The sequence below is a fragment of the Corynebacterium sp. HMSC064E07 genome (assembly GCF_001815745.1).
Taxonomy (GTDB): Bacteria; Actinomycetota; Actinomycetes; order Mycobacteriales; family Mycobacteriaceae; genus Corynebacterium; species Corynebacterium jeikeium_D.
In genome coordinates, this window is sequence record NZ_KV821817.1 from 179,819 (window position 1) to 196,526 (window position 16,708).

Here is a 16,708-nt window from a genome sequence, read left to right on the forward strand (position 1 = left end):
CCACTGTCACAGTCAGACCTCGTCATCGGTTAGAAGGCAGACTCCCGCCGACCGGGGACGCGTTGCTCCCCAGGAAGTGAATGACTACACCGTGATTCTGCTGCTGTCGACCTCGGATACCGACCTTCTGTCCGCCCGCGCGGCCGCTCAGGCCAACCCGGAGGTGTCCTACCGTTGGGCAAACCCGGCGCGTCTGCTCGACGATGATTTGCCCACGCTTGCCGACGGTGCCGATGTCGTCATCATCCGACTTCTCGGTGGCCGCCGCGCCTGGGAATCCGGCATCGACTACTTTGTGAACTCCGGTATTCCCACCGTCCTCGTCTCGGGCGAGCAGGCGCCCGATGCCGAACTCACCGAGTACTCGACAGTTCCCGCAAACGTCGCCACGCAAACGCACATCTACCTGGCGGAAGGCGGCGCGAAAAACCTCGCACAGCTGCACAATTTCTTGTCGGACACACTGCTTCTGACCGGTCTTGGCTTTGAAGAACCAGCTCGCATGCCGGCCTGGGGTTTCCTGGAGCGCGACTCCAAGGTGGCCACGGAAGATTCCCGCGGCACCGTCGGCATTATTTACTACCGCGCCCAGCACCTGGCGGGAAATACGCACTACATTGAGGCTCTCGCTGACGCTGTCGAGGCTCGCGGCTACGTCGCCAAGCCTATCTTCGCCGCGTCCCTGCGCACCGCCAGCGATGAACTGCTGGCAGAGCTAGCTTCTCGCGACGCGCTCATCACCACGGTGCTCGCCGCTGGCGGCAACCGCCCGGCACTCGCACAGGCCGGTCAGGACGATGACGGCTGGGATGTCGCCGCACTCGCAGACCTGAACATTCCCATCATCCAGGGTTTGGCCCTGACTTCGTCCAAGACGGCATGGGAGGACAACGACGAGGGCCTGTCACCGCTGGACGTCGCAACGCAGGTCGCCGTCCCCGAATTCGACGGCCGCATCATCTCGGTCGCGTTCTCGTTTAAGGAAATCGACTCCGACGAGCTCATTTCCTACGTCCCAGATCTCGAGCGCTGCGACCGCCTCGCCGGCATCGCCACCCGTTACGCCGCGCTCCGCCACATCGACAACGCTGACAAGCGCGTCGCCGTCATGCTCTCTGCGTACCCGACCAAGCACGCCCGCATCGGCAACGCCGTCGGTCTGGACACACCAGCATCCACGTTGAAGGTGCTGCACGCGCTTGCCGACGCCGGATACAACCTCGGCGACACCACCAAAATCCCCGGATATGCCACCGCCAAGGATGGCGCCGATGAACCAGATGCGTTCATGCACGCCATCATCGAGGCCGGCGGCCAAGACCCGGACTGGCTGACCGAAGAGGTTATGGAGGCAGCCGAACTCCGCCTGCCCGCTGCCACCTACGAGAAGTTCTTCGCTACCTTGCCGGAAGAACTTCGCTCCGACATGCAGGACAAGTGGGGTGCCGCGCCGGGCACCCTGTACGTCCACCCGGATACCCAGGACATCTACATTGCGGGCCTGACCTTCGGCAATGTCGTGGTCATGGTGCAGCCGCCGCGCGGTTTCGGTGACAACCCGGTGGGTATCTACCACGACCCGGATCTGCCGCCGACGCACCATTACCTGGCCTGCTACCGCTTCCTGTCGCTGCCGCAGGCGGAGGGCGGTTTCGGCGCCGATGCCGTGGTTCACATGGGCAAGCACGGCAACCTGGAGTGGCTGCCGGGCAAGACCGTCGGCCTTTCCGCTTCCTGCGGCCCGGATGCTGCCATCGGCGAGCTGCCAATGATCTACCCCTTCTTGGTCAACGACCCGGGCGAAGGCACACAGGCCAAACGCCGTGCTCACGCCACTCTGGTCGACCACCTCATTCCGCCGATGGCCCGCGCCGAATCCTACGGCGACATCACCCGTCTGGAACAGCTTCTCGACGAGCACCAGAACATCTCCGCCATGGACCCGGCCAAGCTGCCGGCCATCCGCCAGGAGATTTGGACGCTGCTGACCGCCGCGAAGATGGACCGCGACCTCGGCTGGGACGAGCGCCCGGACGAGGAGGTCTTCGATGACATGCTCATGCATGTCGACGGCTGGCTCTGCGAGATTAAGGACGTCGCCATCCGCGGTGGCCTCCACGTGCTCAGCCAGGCACCGGAAGATGAATCCCTGATCGGCACTGTGACCACCATGTTGCGCGCCCGCCAGCTGTGGGGCGGCAAGCAGACCCTGCCGGGCCTGCGCGAAGCTCTCGGCCTGGCCGAGGATGGCACCGATGAACGCCACGCTGTGGACTCTATCGATGCACTGGCTACGGCGCTGGTAACCGCCGTGGTGAAGAATCCCGACCAACCGGTGACACAGATCGCGGCTGATGTGCTCGGCTCCGAGGAATTTGCCGATATCGCGGCACCAAACGGCCTTGATCAGGTTGTCGAGCTGCTGCAGTTCACCCGCGACGAAATTCTCCCGCGCCTGGCTGCTACCGCCGAGGAGATCCCGCGCATTCTTTCCGCTCTCGATGGCGAATTCGTTCCAGCTGGCCCCTCTGGTTCACCACTGCGCGGCCTGGTCAACGTGCTGCCAACTGCCCGCAACTTCTACTCGGTCGACCCCAAGGCGGTGCCGTCGCGCCTGGCTTGGGAAACCGGCGTCAACCTCGCCGATGGCCTGATTGAACGCTACCGCGCCGACCACGGCGAGTACCCGAAGTCGGTTGGCTTGTCAGTATGGGGCACTTCCGCCATGCGTACCTCGGGCGATGACATCGCCGAGGTGCTCGCGTTGATTGGTGTGCATCCGGTGTGGGATGACGCATCTCGCCGTATTGTCGGCCTTGAGCCGATTCCGCTGGAGGAGCTGGGCCGACCGCGCATTGACGTGACCGTCCGTATTTCCGGCTTCTTCCGTGATGCGTTTCCGCATGTTATCGACCTTTTGGATGACGCGTTTCAGCTCGTCGTCAAGCTTGATGAATCCGATGAGGACAACTACGTGCGCGCCCATGCGAAGGCCGACCAGCAGGAGCGCCCGCGCCGTATCTTCGGTTCCAAGCCGGGCACCTATGGAGCTGGCCTGCTGCAACTTATCGATTCCGGTTCCTGGCGCGATGACGCGGACCTGGCGAAGGTCTACACAACCTGGGGCGGCTACGCCTATGGCCGCGGCGTCGACGGGGAAGAGGCCGCTGACGACATGAAGACGGCCTACCGCCGTATTCAGGTTGCCGCGAAGAATGCCGATACCCGCGAGCACGATATCGCCGACTCCGATGACTACTTCCAGTTCCACGGCGGCATGATCGCCACGGTCCGTGCACTGACGGGTTCCGCTCCAGAAGCGTATGTGGGAGATTCCACGCGCCCGGACGCCGTGCGTACCCGCACCCTGCACGAGGAGACGCGACGTGTCTTCCGTGCCCGCGTGGTCAACCCACGCTGGATGCAGGCAATGCGTAACCACGGCTACAAGGGCGCCTTCGAAATGGCCGCAACCGTCGACTACCTCTTCGGTTACGACGCGACGGCGAAGGTCATGGATGACTGGATGTACGAAACGCTTACCGACGAGTACGTTGCGAACCCGGAAAACCGCGAGTTCTTTGAACAGTCGAATCCGTGGGCTCTGCACGATATTTCCGAGCGCCTGATGGAGGCCGCAGAGCGCGGTATGTGGGAAAACCCCGACCAGGAACGCATGGATCTGCTGCGCCAGACCTACCTGGATACAGAGGGCGACTTGGAGGAGCGCGCTGACCGGTAGGCGACCGCTAGTCGTCGTCTAACCGGCCGATAGCCGTAACCACTTGCTCATCTAGTGGCGGTTACACTGGGGAACTATGAGCAAGTGGTTCACAATTATTTACCTCATCGCCGAGATTGCGGCCTTTATCGCACTTGGTGAATGGATTGGCTATGGCTGGACCGTCCTGCTGGTTCTGGGTCTATTCATTCTGGGATTGGTTTTCGCCGCCATCGAGTTCAAGCGCATCTACCAGAAGTTGCTGCTGGATACTTCTCGTACTCTTACTGAGTACGGACAGAAGCATCCGGAGGAGGCAATCAAGCGCTCGGCAAAGGGCGCGGGACACTTTGTGGCTGACTCGGCAATCCTGTTGGTTGGCTCTTGGCTGCTTGCCCTGCCGGGCGTCGTCTCCACGGTTGTTGGTTTCCTCATGGTGCTACCGCCGACTCGCTGGCTGATTCGTAAGAGCGGATCGGTGGCGCTGCTCAACGGACTCCGCAACTTCAGTGACCGCAGCATGATGGTGGTCTCTCAGTACGGCATGAACCCGGGTGCTCCAGGAGCTGGCGCTGGTGCTGGCGGTTTTTCGGGGTTCCCTGGATTCTCTGGTGGTTTTCCGGGCGCGGATGGCAAGGCCTTCCCACAGGATAAAATCGTCCCACCGGCACCGGACAACGCCTGGGATGATGACCAGGACGACAGCGACAAGCGCTAACTCAAAAACTCGCAAACGTAGAGAGTTCTCTTATACAAGTGCACACTAACCGCCAAGCGCGCTCCAGCGAGCACGGGAACGTCGCTCAGAAAGACGCTTCGAAAGACATTCCGGAGAATCCGAATCGCTGGCAGGCGCGCTTTCGCGCGCTTACCCCACTAAAGCAGCGCCTCGTTCTCGCCTTCATTGCAATCCTCGCTGGTGGATTGCAGTTCTTAAGCTATGCGCCCATGAGCTGGTGGTGGACGGCCTGGATCGGCCTCGCCCTGCTCATTCTTGCCTTCTTCTGCGCAGCCGATTGGAAATCCAGCGTAGTGGTGGGCTTCAGCTGGGCAACAGCGACGGCTCTTTTCTCACTGCCGTGGATCGGCTCCTTCGTCGGCATTGGCCCCTACGTGGCGCTCTCAATTGTGCTGGGACTGCTCGCAATTCCGGCGGCGCTTGCGATGTGGCTGATTGCCCAATCCAGTTTCCCCCTCGCGCTGAAGCTCCCTGGCATGGCCGCTGCGCTCGTGGCAGGGGAGGCGCTGCTAGCCCGCTGGCCTTTCGGAGGCTTCCCCTGGCTCCGCGTTGCCTGGGGGCAGGTCGACGGCCCGCTGGCCCCAGCAGTGGCAATCGGCAGCACTGCATTGGTCACTTTCCTCGCTGCTTGCGTTGGTGCGGGACTGGTCGCGCTCACGCTACGTTCCTATGCAACCTCCGCTGCGCTTTTGGTGGGAGCGTTATTCGTCGGCTGGGTTCTTCCTGCGTGGACCCAACCGCTGCCTGAGCCTACGGCCGCTGACAACACCCGTGTCGCGGTTATCCAGGGCAATGTTCCGCGCCTCGGTTTAGAGTTCAATGCCCAGCGCCGCGCAGTCCTGCAAAACCACGCCGATGCCACCAATGAGCTGGCCCGACGTGTCCACCAAGGTAAGGAAGAGCAGCCGGACATCGTCATCTGGCCCGAAAACTCCTCCGATGTCAGCCCGTTTACGGATGGGGAAGCGGCACGCATTATCGAAAACGCCGCGATGAATATTGGCGCTCCCATCGTGGTCGGCACCTTTACCTACACCAATGGGGTGCAAAACACCATGGTGGTCTGGGATCCGCAGACCGGCCCCGGCGACCAGCACGAGAAAATCTATCTCCAGCCCTTCGGCGAGACCATGCCATTCCGCGAACTGCTACGTCACTTTTCCGACATGGTCGCTCACGCCGGAGACATGACTCCGGGCAACGGCGATGCCGTGGTTACAACGCCAGGCACCGATGGTTTAAAGAAGGTCAATCTAGGCGTGGCCACCTGTTACGAAGTGGTCTTCGATGGTGCCTTCCGCAACGCAGTCAAACACGGCGCAACCATGCTGGCCACGCCCACAAATAACGCCACCTTCGGTTTCACCGACATGACCTACCAACAGCTGGCCATGAGCCGCATGCGAGCCATGGAGTTCCAACGCTCCACGGCCGTCGCCGCAACCAGCGGTGTGAGCGCGATTGTGGATGCGCACGGAGACGTCGTAAAGCGGAGCAAAATCTTCGAGCAGAAGGTACTCACTGAAACTCTGCCTCAGTACGCCCACCTGACTTTTGCAGCCCGCTTCGGGACGTGGATTGAAGGTCTACTGACCGCATTCGGTATTCTTTGTGTGGTTGGTGCCGTCCTGCGTCGCCGTGGCGGAGATGCCAGGGCAGGCGCAGATGAAGTTGATGGCCGGGATACTGAGCAGAACATGCACTAAGGAGAATCACGAGTGACTGCCCTAAATGAGTCGACGCTGGTTGTCATTCCCACTTTCAACGAGCGGGAAAACCTGCCGGGCGTGATTGCACGCCTGCGCGCAGCGGAGCCTCGCGTCGACATTTTGGTTGTCGATGACTCTTCACCAGACGGCACCGGTGAGCTCGCCGATGAAATCGCTGCCGCTGACAAGTCGGACAACGGCGAAGAGCACATCTACGTCCTGCACCGCGAGGGCAAGGGCGGTCTCTGGGGTGCGTACCGCGCGGGCTTCGCTTGGGGTCTCGAGCGCGACTACGAGGTTCTCTGCGAGATGGATGCCGACGGCTCCCACGCACCAGAGCAGTTCCATCTGCTGCTGGAGAAGCTCGAGGACGGTGCCGATGTCGTCATCGGTTCCCGCTACATTCCGGGCGGCAAGACCGTCAACTGGCCAATGAGCCGTCAGGTTCTCTCCCGCGGCGGCAACCTCTACATCTCGCTGGCGCTCGGCGCGGGCATCTCGGATATCACCGCTGGCTACCGTGCTTATCGACGGGAAGTTCTCGAAACCCTTGACCTCGAGAACATTGGCAAGGCTGCGTACCTGTTCCAGACCGAGCTCGCTTTTGAGGCTGTACAGGCGGGCTTCTTGGTGGAGGAGGTTCCGATCACCTTTACTGAGCGCGAGTACGGCGAGTCCAAGATGGATGGCAGCTTTGTGAAGCAGTCACTGCTGCAGGTCACCAAGTGGGGATTCAAGCACCGCTCACAGCAGGTAAAAAACCTGGGGTCGGAGATTGGTCGCCTGGCTGGTCACGAGTTTAAGCAGCGATTCCGCAAGTAGGGCTAGGGCAGCCCCAAAGATTGCGGCCTGCCCGTGTGGAGACGGGCTGCCTGTATGACTGCGGGCTGCAAATGTGAATACGGGCTGCCTGTATGAATGGGGGCTGCAAATGTGAAACTGTCTTAGTTTATGACAGTTTCAAGCCATTTTTCAGGCCATTTTTGTCATAAACGCAGTCAGTAACTCGGATCGGCCCGCCGCAGCCAGGCACCAACAAAAAACGGGCCCGAATAAGGAGCAAAACCTTATCCGGACCCATTTTGCAGCATGTAATTCACAGCTGCAGCGCCCTAAAGCTCACTAGCGCAAGCCAGCTCAAACCTTAAGCGTTCTTCTCTGCTTCTTCGGCTTCCTTCTGAGCCTTCAGCAGGCGAGCGGCGTTACGACGACGCTTGCGCAGCAAGTCAACGCGCTCATCCAGCAGCACGTCGAGCTCCTCAATGGAGCGACGCTCACGGAGCATGTCCCAGTGAGTCCTCGGCGGCTTCACCGGCTTGGCTTCAGTGCCTTCGCCTTCAACCAGCTCACCAATTTGGCCATTCTTGCACAGCCATTCACCTGGAATTTCCGCGTCATCCGCGAATGGGACCTCGAAGATCTCACCGGATTCAGTGCGGTAGCGGACCATCATTCGCGGCGCGAGGTCATGATCGCGATCGGTCTCATACGAAACGGCGCCCATGCGACTGCCACGAAGAACTCGATCTGCCATGTGGAACGTGCCCCCTTTGGTAGAAATACTAGACCACACATTATAACGCCTTAATCTGTATTCATGCCATAATTGACTTCTGTGTCAGATCAAAAGCCGAGCACAACTACTGCCAATTGCCAGTGGTGTGGCCGCGAAATGGAGGTCGCCATCCGCGGTCGCCGTCGCAAGTTCTGCAGCCAAGCCTGCCGGCAGCGCGCGTACGAAAAACGCACTGGCGTAGCAAAAGGCGCTTCCAGGCCGATTGCCGAGCGAATCAATTCGGATCTCACGCTAAAGACCGCCACCGATGCCACGAGCAGGCCGGCGGGCGATGACGTCGTAAAGCGAATAGGGGACGGGCTCTTCGAAGTACGTTGTCTCGCCGAAGACTTGCGCACCGCGCTTGACGACGGCATGGAGACTGCCGTCCTGCAGGAGATTACGCAGGAATTGATTATGAAAACGCGCGAGGTGGAACGGTTTATCCCATAGCGGATTAAAAGGATAGGATGAGCACTATGAATTCTGGTGTCCGTAAGTCAATTATTACTTTGATAGCCGTTGCAGTTGTTGCGCTCGCAATTGTTATTGTGGGGCCAGTTTTGTATCGCGTTTTCACGCATGAAGGGGTGCGTACTGGGGATTTCGAGGCCACGGAGCTGCCTGCAGCAACAACTGATGCGAATGGCACCTGGAAGATTGTCGGTGGCGATAACTCACAGAACACCTCCGTTGGTTTTACTTTTAACGAGGTACTGCCGGGCAGCAGGCGGACGACGTCCGGTTCCACTCACGATGTCACCGGTGAGCTGAAGGTTGCTGACAACAATCTTGAGGACGCATCCGTTGTTGTTGATATGGCAACTCTGACTAGCGATATTGAACGTCGTGACATCAATGTCCGCAACAATATTTTCAGCGTTGAGCAGTACCCAGAAGCTAAGTTTGAGCTTGCAGAACCACTCGATATTTCGAGCATTCCAGATAACGGCCAGTGGGCGAATATCGAGATTCCGGGACGCCTGACCATCCGCGGTGTCACCAATGATGTCACCGTACCAATGAAGGCCGCTCGTACCGAAAACTTGGTTTTGTTGTCGGGCTCTTTGCCAATCAACCGCCTGGATTACAACGTGCGCCTGCCACAGTTTGTAGCTGCATCCATCGAGGAGAACGGCGAACTCAATCTGCGCATTGTCGCAGAGAAGCAGGACGCGTAGGTTTCGCGGCTGGCAGACACAGCCATCTAAAGAGAATCGCAGTAGCGCTAATCCAAAGAGGCTTATAGCCAGCGAAAATACACCTCGATTCGTCACTGTGACGCAATAAAGCCATTTAGTCACACACCACAGAAGTCCTGCCAAAAACAATTTTGGTAGGCCAGTTGGGAGTCACAACGATATGAACACCTACGAAGCAATGCTGCTCGCACGAAAGGTGCGAATGGTACTACTGATTATCTTCATTGCATTCGTGGCCTACAAGGGCGCGTGGTGGCTCGTGGCTGTCGGCATACTCCTGATTGGCATGACGCTGTGGCAGAACAAGCGGCTGCGGGAAGAGATTGCCGTCCGCAACGCGGATGAGCTTGCAGCGAACGCCAAGGACAATGAGCAATAATCCCGACGGCATAGATCAAGCGCCAAGATAGAACACGGCAGCAGAAAAGCGGCGGCGGAAAAAGCGGCAGCCCTGGAAATTCAGAAAACCCCAGGGCCAACCACTTTCATTATTTGTCCGATAATATACATTATGACATTTTGCCCTTAGGATCCCGTCCTCCCCATTACCGCCGATGCGCCATTGCCGTCAGGTCTAAGGAATTTTTAGTAAGATTTCCCGCATGCCTGAACTCTCAGACACATCCAGCAGCTCAGACAGACCCAATGCATCCGACACATCAGATAGATCTGGCTCGTCCGACGACCCAAAGCCTCGCGCCAACGTTGACGGGCTCTCTGTAGCCGCAGTAAGCGCAATCACCGCAGCAACCGCCGCAGCATCCCCAGCGAACGCAGCGAACACTTCAGGTGATGCCGCGTGATCGTATCCGCGCTTATCGTTTTAGCGGTCTTTCTTTTCCTCGTTTTCGCCAATGCAATTTTCGTTGCTGTCGAGTTTTCCTACCTCACGGTTAATAGGAACGATGTCAAGAACGCCGCAAACGCCGGCTCAAGGTCCGCATATTTAGTAGACCGTGCTCTATCACGCACCTCTACTAACCTCTCCGGAGCACAGCTGGGAATTACGGTCACCAGCCTTGTTGCTGGTTTCCTGACCGGTCCTTCCCTCGGCGTCCTCCTCGAAGCCGCTTTTGGTGGCACTAGCATCTCTCCCGCCACCGTCACTGCAATCAGCACTACGGGCGCTTTCATTATCGCGACCTTCACTCAAATGGTCTTTGGCGAACTCGTCCCCAAAAACTGGGCCATCGCCGAGCCCACTAAAGTCGCAAACCTCGTGGTCAGACCACAGAATGCCTTCATGTTCGCATTCGGCTGGCTGGTCTGGCTACTCAACAGCGCGGCTAATTGGGTGCTAAAACGGCTCGGCTTCTCCCCTGAGGAAGAGGTCGCCAGTGCCAGGACCGCGGAGGAACTCCGTGCCGTCGTCACGCGCTCTAGCGATGAAGGAAAGATTAACCCGCAGACCGCCGAGTTGGTGGCGCGATCGATTGAGTTCGGCGAGCGCACGGCGGCTGATGTGATGACGCCACGCACGCAGATTATCTTTATCGAAAATCAGAGCGTCGCAGAGATGCTGACGGTCGTCGCAGATTCCGGGCACGCCCGCTTCCCCGTCGTCGGCAACAGCGTCGACGACATTCGCGGCGTGGTGCATTACACCGACCTGCTCAGCGTGCCACACGCACAACGCTTGACGACGTCGGCTGCGAGCCTGGCCAAAGATGTACTCGTGGTGAACGACTCGACCACACTTGATCCGCTGATGCGTCAACTGCGTGAGGATGCATACCAGTTCGCAGTGGTTGTCGATGAGTACGGCGGCACGGACGGCATTGTGACGTTGGAGGATCTCGTCGAGGAGATCGTCGGTGAAATTGACGATGAACAGGACGATCGTTCGTTGCTCTACAGCCGGATTAGCCCCAATACGGTGATTGTTTCCGGTCTCATGCGCCCTGATGAGTTGGGAGAGATCCTAAACCTGGTCCTGCCGGAGGGCGAAGAATCCGACACTATTGGTGGATTTATCACCGAACGCTTGGATCGCATGCCTCGCTTCGGCGACACGATTACGGTCGAAGCCACCGACCACGAAAACCTCGATGAGGAGAACTTGCCTACCACCGCTGAAGTTGCTTTTCGAGTCGAGCGCATGGCGCGTCACCGCGTTGGCCGTATTCGTGTCCAGGTGGACCGCGCCGGCAACAAGGTCACGCGCACGGATGAAGGCGCTGACCAGGACGGCACCAGTCACAACCACGTCGAGCACAACAGCGAAAAGGAGGGCTAGAACATGCCACTACTTACTCTTATTTTGCTGTTGGCCCTCAATGCCTGGTTTGTCGCCGCTGAATTTGCGATGGTCTCGGCTCGCCGCGATCAAATTGAACCGGATGCCGTCAGCGGCTCTACCAGCGCAAAGTACGCGCTGCGCGGTATCGAAAACGTGTCGGTCTCCCTGGCGGCAACACAGCTGGGCATTACCGCCTGTTCCCTGCTCATCGGTGCCGTCGGCGAGCCTGCGATTGCGCACTTCTTCGAGCCCTACATGACAGCGCTGGGACTCCCCGCGGGCACCGCCCACGTGGTTGCGCTGGCGTTGGCGCTGCTGATTGTCACTTTCTTACACATGGTTGTCGGCGAAATGGTGCCGAAGAACATCGCTATTGCGGCTCCCAGCCCGACTGCGAAGTTCGTGGCTATTCCGCTGTATGTGATTGTGCGGGTGCTCAATCCGGTTATCTGGGCGATGAATACGACCGCGAACATCGTGGTTCGCAAGGTTCTTCGCGCCACTCCGAAGGACGAGGTCGATTCCTCCTTCACCGCTAGTCAGGTGCAGGATTTCGTCGCCGAGTCCGGGCGTCAGGGCCTTCTCGACAATGACGAGCTCGCGCTCCTCCACAAAGCTCTCGGCTTCGAGCATCTCACCGCCGCGGATGTCACTATGCAACTCGACACCCTCGTCACCATTGGCTCCGACGCCACCGTCGCCAACATCGAAGAGCTCAGCGCACGCACGCGCTTTTCCCGCTTCCCCATCACCGATGCCGACAGCAGCTTCATCGGCTACCTTCATGTCAAGGATTTGCTCTCGCTTGACGACGGTCACCGCGACCGGCCCTTCCCGCGGAATCTGATTCGCACCTTCGCAAGCGTCAGCCCGGATGCCAAGCTCCAGACGGTCATGCGGCTGATGCAGCGCGAGCAGGCTCACTTCGCCTTGGTGACGGCGAAAAACAGTACTTCGGAGAACTCTGTCAGCGGAATCGTTGCACTGGAGGACGTACTAGAAGAGCTCGTCGGCGAAGTCCGCCAGGCAACAGCCTAGCGAGTGCGCCGACGAGCCCCGTCGATTCCAGCTGGTTACTTGCTGCTGAAAGCTTGTTAGCTAATTACTTCAGTGCAGCCAGTGCGGAGTCGTAGTCCGGCTCCGTGGTGATCTCATCGACCAGCTGGTTGTAAATGACCTTGCCCTCTTCGTCAGTGACGACTACGGCACGAGCAAGCAGGCCAGCGAGCGGGCCATCCTGCTGGACAACACCGAAGGCTTCGCCGAAGCCGTGGCGGAAGTCCGAGGCAACCTCAACGTTGTCCAGGCCTTCTGCAGCGCAGAAGCGGCCGAGAGCGAACGGCAGGTCACGCGAAACATTAACTACGACGGTGTTGTCCAGCCCAGCAGCGTCCTCGTTGAAGTGACGCACCGAAGCTGCACAAACACCAGTATCTACGGACGGGAAGATGTTGTAGACGACCTTCTTACCAGCGAAGGTCTCATTGGTGACCTCCCCGAGGTCACCACCGGTGAGGGTAAACTCCGGAGCCTTGTTGCCCACCTGGGGCAGGTCTCCGGAAAGCTGGACTGGGTTGGACTGAAATGCGGTTTGTGTCATAGCGCCCTTTTTACCGCCTTTCGCCCGGATCCTCCAGGCTGTTTCCTGGAAATCAGTAGAATCGTGACAGAAATGAAATTCCGGGCCGCAGTATCTTGAGCAATCTTGCGTACCTTGCGGTCCGGGCCACGCTATTCAGCGGGCCCCACGTTTAAACTCCGAGGAAAGGCAGCCATGAGTTTGATTACCGCAATTGTGTCCATCGATGTCGAAGCTGACAAGATTCCGGAGGCCGCCGAGACCATCGTCGAGATCGACGGCGTGACTGAGGTCTACTCCGTTACTGGTGACTGGGACTTGGTCGTCGTGGTGCGCGCAACTAATCACGATGATTTGGCGGAAATCATTCCAAATCTCATCAGCAAGGTCGACGGTGTTATTCGCACTCAGACTCAGCTGGCTTTCCGCACCTACTCTCAGCACGACCTGGAAAGTGCATTCTCCATCGGGCTGGAGTAGCCGCGGATTCTTCCACCGAGCCGTGCGGTATGCGGGAGCTACTTAACCACTTCCGCCATCGCGCGGCCTGCCTGGCGGCCACTGAAAATACAGCCGCCCAGGAATGTACCTTCCAGCGCGTTGTTGCCGTGAACGCCACCGCCACCGAAGCCAGAGGCCTCGCCTGCAGCGTAGAGCCCCTCAAAAGGTGTTCCGTCCGGGTGCAAGCACTGGCCGTCGAGGGTGGTCTCGATGCCACCGAGCGTCTTGCGGGTCAGCATGCGCAGACGAATAGCAATCAGTGGGCCGTTCTTCGGATCCAAAATCGGTGATGGCGGCACGGAGCGGATGATCTTGTCCCCGAGGAAGTTCCGGGCCACGTTGACGTAATTGACCTGGTAGTCCTTGGAGAAGGGATTACCGGTCTGCATATCGCGCTGACGAATCTGCTCCTCGAGCTTCTCCAGGTCAATCTTCGGCGCTGCGGCTCCGGACTCCCCGCCCGAGCTCGCCTCCACAATCTCGTTCATCCCCTCGACCAGCTTTGGCAGATCGTCGGCAACCACCCAGTCTTCGCCGTTATCCATAAACGCCTGAATAGGTGCGGCAACACCAGAGGTCACCTTGCCAATCAGCTTCTTGATCTCCTTGTCGGTCAGATCCGGATTCTGTTCTGAGCCAGAGAAAATGAACTCCTTGGCCACGATGTTCTTATTCAGCACAAACCAGGAGTAAGAGTGTCCGGTAGCCAGAATGTGCTTCATCGTGCCGACAGTATCTGCACCCGGAATATATGGCGCAGGCAGGCGATTTCCTTCTGCGTCAAACCACATGGCCGACGGCCCCGGGATGATACGGATACCGTGATTCGGCCACACGGGATTCCAGTTCTTCATGCCCTCGGTGTAATGCCACATGCGGTCACGGTTGACGAGGTTTGCGCCGGCCTGCTCTGCAATCTCGATACCACGGCCGTCAACATGCTCTGGCACACCGCAGACCATGTCCTTCGGCATCTCGCCCAGGCGCTCGGTCGGCCAGCACTTACGCACGGCTTCCAGGTTGCCGCCAACACCGCCCGTCGCAATGCACACGGCCGACCCGAGGATCTCAAAGTCCTCCCCTGTTTCCTCACGTGACGACGCCACTCCTCGCTCTAAAGATTCACAGGGAACCAGAATCTTGCCACGCACGCCGACGGCGCGGCCATCTTCGACAATCACCTCGTCAACGCGGTGGCGATGGCAGTATTCCACCAGCCCCTTCTTCGCAGCTTCAGCGACCGGCTCTGCGAATACGCGGACGATTTCGGGGCCTGTGCCCCAGGTGAGGTGGAATCGGGGTACCGAGTTACCGTGACCGTCGGCACGCCCTTCACCGCGCTCAGCCCACCCGACGACAGGCAGGAACTTCACGCCGAGATTGCGGAGGTAGTCACGCTTCTCCCCTGCCGCGAAGTTCAGATAGGCCTTGGCCCACTTGCGTCCCCAGTTGTCTTCCTCGCGGTCGAACTGCGCGGAGTTGAACCAGTCAGCTTCAGCGAGCTCGCGGTTGTCCTTGACTCCCAGGCGGCGCTGCTCTGGCGAGTCGACGAGAAAGATTCCTCCCAGCGACCAGAAAGCCTGTCCGCCGAGGTTGTTGGCATTCTCCTGGTCGACAAGGATGACCTTCTTGCCGGCCTGCGTGGCCTCATACGTCGCGACCAATCCGGCAAGTCCGGCGCCGACGACAACAATGTCTGCAGTACGTGTGGTGCTCTGTGCGTTCATAGTTTCGTTTTTAGACCCTAAACATCGCCTTTGAGGTGATTTTGCCTAAAAACGTGATTTATTTTTACAGGCTTTATTTATCTGGCGAATTTCCAACGCGCCCGGAGCTGCCCACTGCTAGTGAGGCCTGCGTGGCGCATGCACGAGCTCGACCTGCACGAGCGTGACTTTCTCTGCGCGCACGAGCGCTTCAAATAGCGACAGATAGTAATTCCACATCCTCCGGAACACTCTGTCGTAGCCGATACCAGCGGCTTCGCGCGCATGCGCCGCAAAGAAATCTCGCTGGAGCTGCAAGGTCGTCGCGAAGTGCGCCGGAATGTACTCTTCCGCCGCGATGCGCAGGCCGGTTTCCCGGTCCACCATCTTGCGCAGCTCTTCCATGGTGAAAAGCTGCAGCTGCGGCCACACGTAAGCGCGTACGAGGTCCAAGCTGCGCTCGGCGAGCGCATCGAATTTGCCCGTCGCTACCACCATTTGGACGACGATGGTGCCGCGGTCGACAAGCAGACGCTCGGCGCTCTTCAGCCAGCGCAGCGCACCTGCACGACCGAAGGTCTCCAGACGCCCGACGTTGATAACCGCCTCGAAGTCGGACTCGAATTCGCGTGGCGACGGAATGTTGCGATCCATCTGGATCACATCGACCGCGCCGCGCAATCCGGCTTTTTCCACCCGTTCCAGCACCGTTTCGGTGTGGTCATCAGAGACGGTAATAACCTCCGCGCCCGCTCCCCTTTCTGCAGCCCGAAGGGCAATTTCTCCGCCTGCCGACGGCCATTCGGCGACACGGTCTCCGGCCCGGACTCGAGCAAGATCGAGGATGTGCTCAATATTGCGCACCTGGGCATGCAGAAAATCGGCACGCGCGACGGATTTCGGGGCATCGACATAAGTCACGTCAACTGACCAGTGCGAGGGAACCCCACCCTTGCCAGCACCACGGGCATAGTTTTGAATCTGTTCCCGCGACGAGGTACGCACTCCGGAGGCGAACAGGCCGGAACCGCCCATCAGCAATTCGCCGGAATAGAGCTCCAGCAATGAGGTCGGCAACTCTCCCGCCATATCTGGCCCATCGAGACGCGGACGTGAACGCGCGACTTTCATCAGACCACGTGCCAGCGGCCCCAACGAAGCAATATCAAGCTCGGCGCTGAGCAGTCGGCTGAGAAGCTCTGGCAAATCATCACTGGACCATTCGCCCGCGAGATAGGCCTCCCCCAATCCGAGCCATTCTGAATCAGCTAGTCGAGAATAGAAAACAGGATCAATGACGCTGAAAATGACTGGACGAAACGATTCAGAACTAGTGGGAGATTCACTGCCGCCGCTACAGTTGGCACCACCGACTCCGTCGATAGCCAAATCGGCGTCACCCGTCGACCGAGTAATGAAGGACTCTCCGACAAACTCACCGGATTCGACCAGTTCAATGCCGTTGTCCTGGCAGAGACGCTCAAAAGAGCGTTCCATCATTTCGGCACGTTTCGCTAGGAAACGCCCCTCTGGAATACGCGCAACCCGAGGCCATCGCTCTGCGTCAATTGCCTGCCGGCTTGCCGAATTCACCCTGCCCGAACCTCCTAACAATCGCGCCGCATAAAGGTACGAATAACGAACTGAGTTTGCTCTCGAAGCCTACCGCGCAGGGACCCAGAATAGGCGGTGGCGCACCGAGAGGATTACTATTGTGGCTTGCCGGCTAAAAGCCGAATCTAAAACTTCGAGAACTT

The 16,708-nt window shown here is 59.0% G+C and carries 14 protein-coding genes; 10 read left to right on the forward strand and 4 right to left on the reverse strand.

The features are described 5' to 3' along the window. The first annotated feature begins 91 nt into the window (after positions 1 to 91). The 4 genes from cobN (at position 92) to HMPREF3053_RS07385 (ending at position 6,991) form a co-directional block, all read left to right on the forward strand. Entirely contained in the window at positions 92 to 3,742 is a 3,651-nt protein-coding gene (gene cobN, locus HMPREF3053_RS07370) for a cobaltochelatase subunit CobN (RefSeq protein ID WP_070767500.1), read from the forward strand. A gap of 76 nt (positions 3,743 to 3,818) precedes the next feature. Next, positions 3,819 to 4,439 (forward strand): FxsA family protein, encoded by a 621-nt coding sequence (locus HMPREF3053_RS07375; RefSeq protein ID WP_070767501.1) that lies wholly within the window; start codon positions 3,819 to 3,821, stop codon positions 4,437 to 4,439. Between the two features lie 38 nt (positions 4,440 to 4,477). Continuing rightward, entirely contained in the window at positions 4,478 to 6,166 is a 1,689-nt protein-coding gene (gene lnt, locus HMPREF3053_RS07380) for an apolipoprotein N-acyltransferase (RefSeq protein ID WP_070767502.1), read from the forward strand. A 12-nt stretch (positions 6,167 to 6,178) separates the two neighbouring features. Then, positions 6,179 to 6,991: a polyprenol monophosphomannose synthase gene (locus tag HMPREF3053_RS07385; RefSeq protein ID WP_016422816.1), complete on the forward strand. Its 813-nt coding sequence runs from the start codon at positions 6,179 to 6,181 to the stop codon at positions 6,989 to 6,991. 322 nt (positions 6,992 to 7,313) lie between these two features. On the opposite strand, the gene HMPREF3053_RS07390 is transcribed toward HMPREF3053_RS07385, so the two are convergent. Beyond that, positions 7,314 to 7,703: an RNA polymerase-binding protein RbpA gene (locus tag HMPREF3053_RS07390; RefSeq protein WP_005511311.1), complete on the reverse strand. Its 390-nt coding sequence runs from the start codon at positions 7,701 to 7,703 to the stop codon at positions 7,314 to 7,316. Between the two features lie 81 nt (positions 7,704 to 7,784). Between HMPREF3053_RS07390 and HMPREF3053_RS07395 the strand changes: the two genes are divergently transcribed. From HMPREF3053_RS07395 to HMPREF3053_RS07415, 5 genes are all read left to right on the forward strand, one after another. Next, complete coding sequence (locus HMPREF3053_RS07395; RefSeq protein ID WP_224783748.1) at positions 7,785 to 8,177, forward strand: hypothetical protein; 393 nt, start codon at positions 7,785 to 7,787, stop codon at positions 8,175 to 8,177. A gap of 17 nt (positions 8,178 to 8,194) precedes the next feature. After that, positions 8,195 to 8,905 carry a YceI family protein gene (locus HMPREF3053_RS07400; RefSeq protein ID WP_070767503.1) on the forward strand — a complete coding sequence of 237 codons (711 nt, stop codon included), beginning with the start codon at positions 8,195 to 8,197 and terminating at the stop codon, positions 8,903 to 8,905. 181 nt (positions 8,906 to 9,086) lie between these two features. After that, on the forward strand, positions 9,087 to 9,305 hold the full coding sequence (locus tag HMPREF3053_RS07405) for a hypothetical protein (RefSeq protein ID WP_049193535.1): 219 nt from the start codon (positions 9,087 to 9,089) through the stop codon (positions 9,303 to 9,305). Between the two features lie 420 nt (positions 9,306 to 9,725). After that, positions 9,726 to 11,162, forward strand: coding sequence for a hemolysin family protein (locus HMPREF3053_RS07410; protein ID WP_070767504.1), 1,437 nt, complete (start codon positions 9,726 to 9,728; stop codon positions 11,160 to 11,162). Between the two features lie 3 nt (positions 11,163 to 11,165). Then, the gene (locus tag HMPREF3053_RS07415) at positions 11,166 to 12,203 is read left to right on the forward strand and encodes a hemolysin family protein (protein WP_070767505.1); all 1,038 of its coding nucleotides are present in this window, start codon (positions 11,166 to 11,168) and stop codon (positions 12,201 to 12,203) included. Between the two features lie 64 nt (positions 12,204 to 12,267). Here HMPREF3053_RS07415 and tpx read toward each other — a convergent pair whose 3' ends face one another. After that, positions 12,268 to 12,765 carry a thiol peroxidase gene (tpx, locus tag HMPREF3053_RS07420; RefSeq protein ID WP_016422822.1) on the reverse strand — a complete coding sequence of 166 codons (498 nt, stop codon included), beginning with the start codon at positions 12,763 to 12,765 and terminating at the stop codon, positions 12,268 to 12,270. Between the two features lie 174 nt (positions 12,766 to 12,939). On the opposite strand from tpx, the gene HMPREF3053_RS07425 reads away from it, so the two are divergent. Beyond that, the gene (locus HMPREF3053_RS07425; RefSeq protein WP_005511316.1) at positions 12,940 to 13,224 is read left to right on the forward strand and encodes an Lrp/AsnC family transcriptional regulator; all 285 of its coding nucleotides are present in this window, start codon (positions 12,940 to 12,942) and stop codon (positions 13,222 to 13,224) included. A 38-nt stretch (positions 13,225 to 13,262) separates the two neighbouring features. Here the strand turns inward: HMPREF3053_RS07425 and HMPREF3053_RS07430 are convergent, their stop codons facing one another. Both HMPREF3053_RS07430 and HMPREF3053_RS07435 read right to left on the reverse strand, forming a co-directional pair. Next, positions 13,263 to 14,972, reverse strand: a complete 1,710-nt coding sequence (locus HMPREF3053_RS07430) for an FAD-binding dehydrogenase (protein ID WP_049189919.1) — start codon at positions 14,970 to 14,972, stop codon at positions 13,263 to 13,265. Between the two features lie 117 nt (positions 14,973 to 15,089). After that, on the reverse strand, positions 15,090 to 16,544 hold the full coding sequence (locus tag HMPREF3053_RS07435; RefSeq protein WP_070767506.1) for a class I SAM-dependent methyltransferase: 1,455 nt from the start codon (positions 16,542 to 16,544) through the stop codon (positions 15,090 to 15,092). Positions 16,545 to 16,708 lie beyond the last annotated feature (164 nt).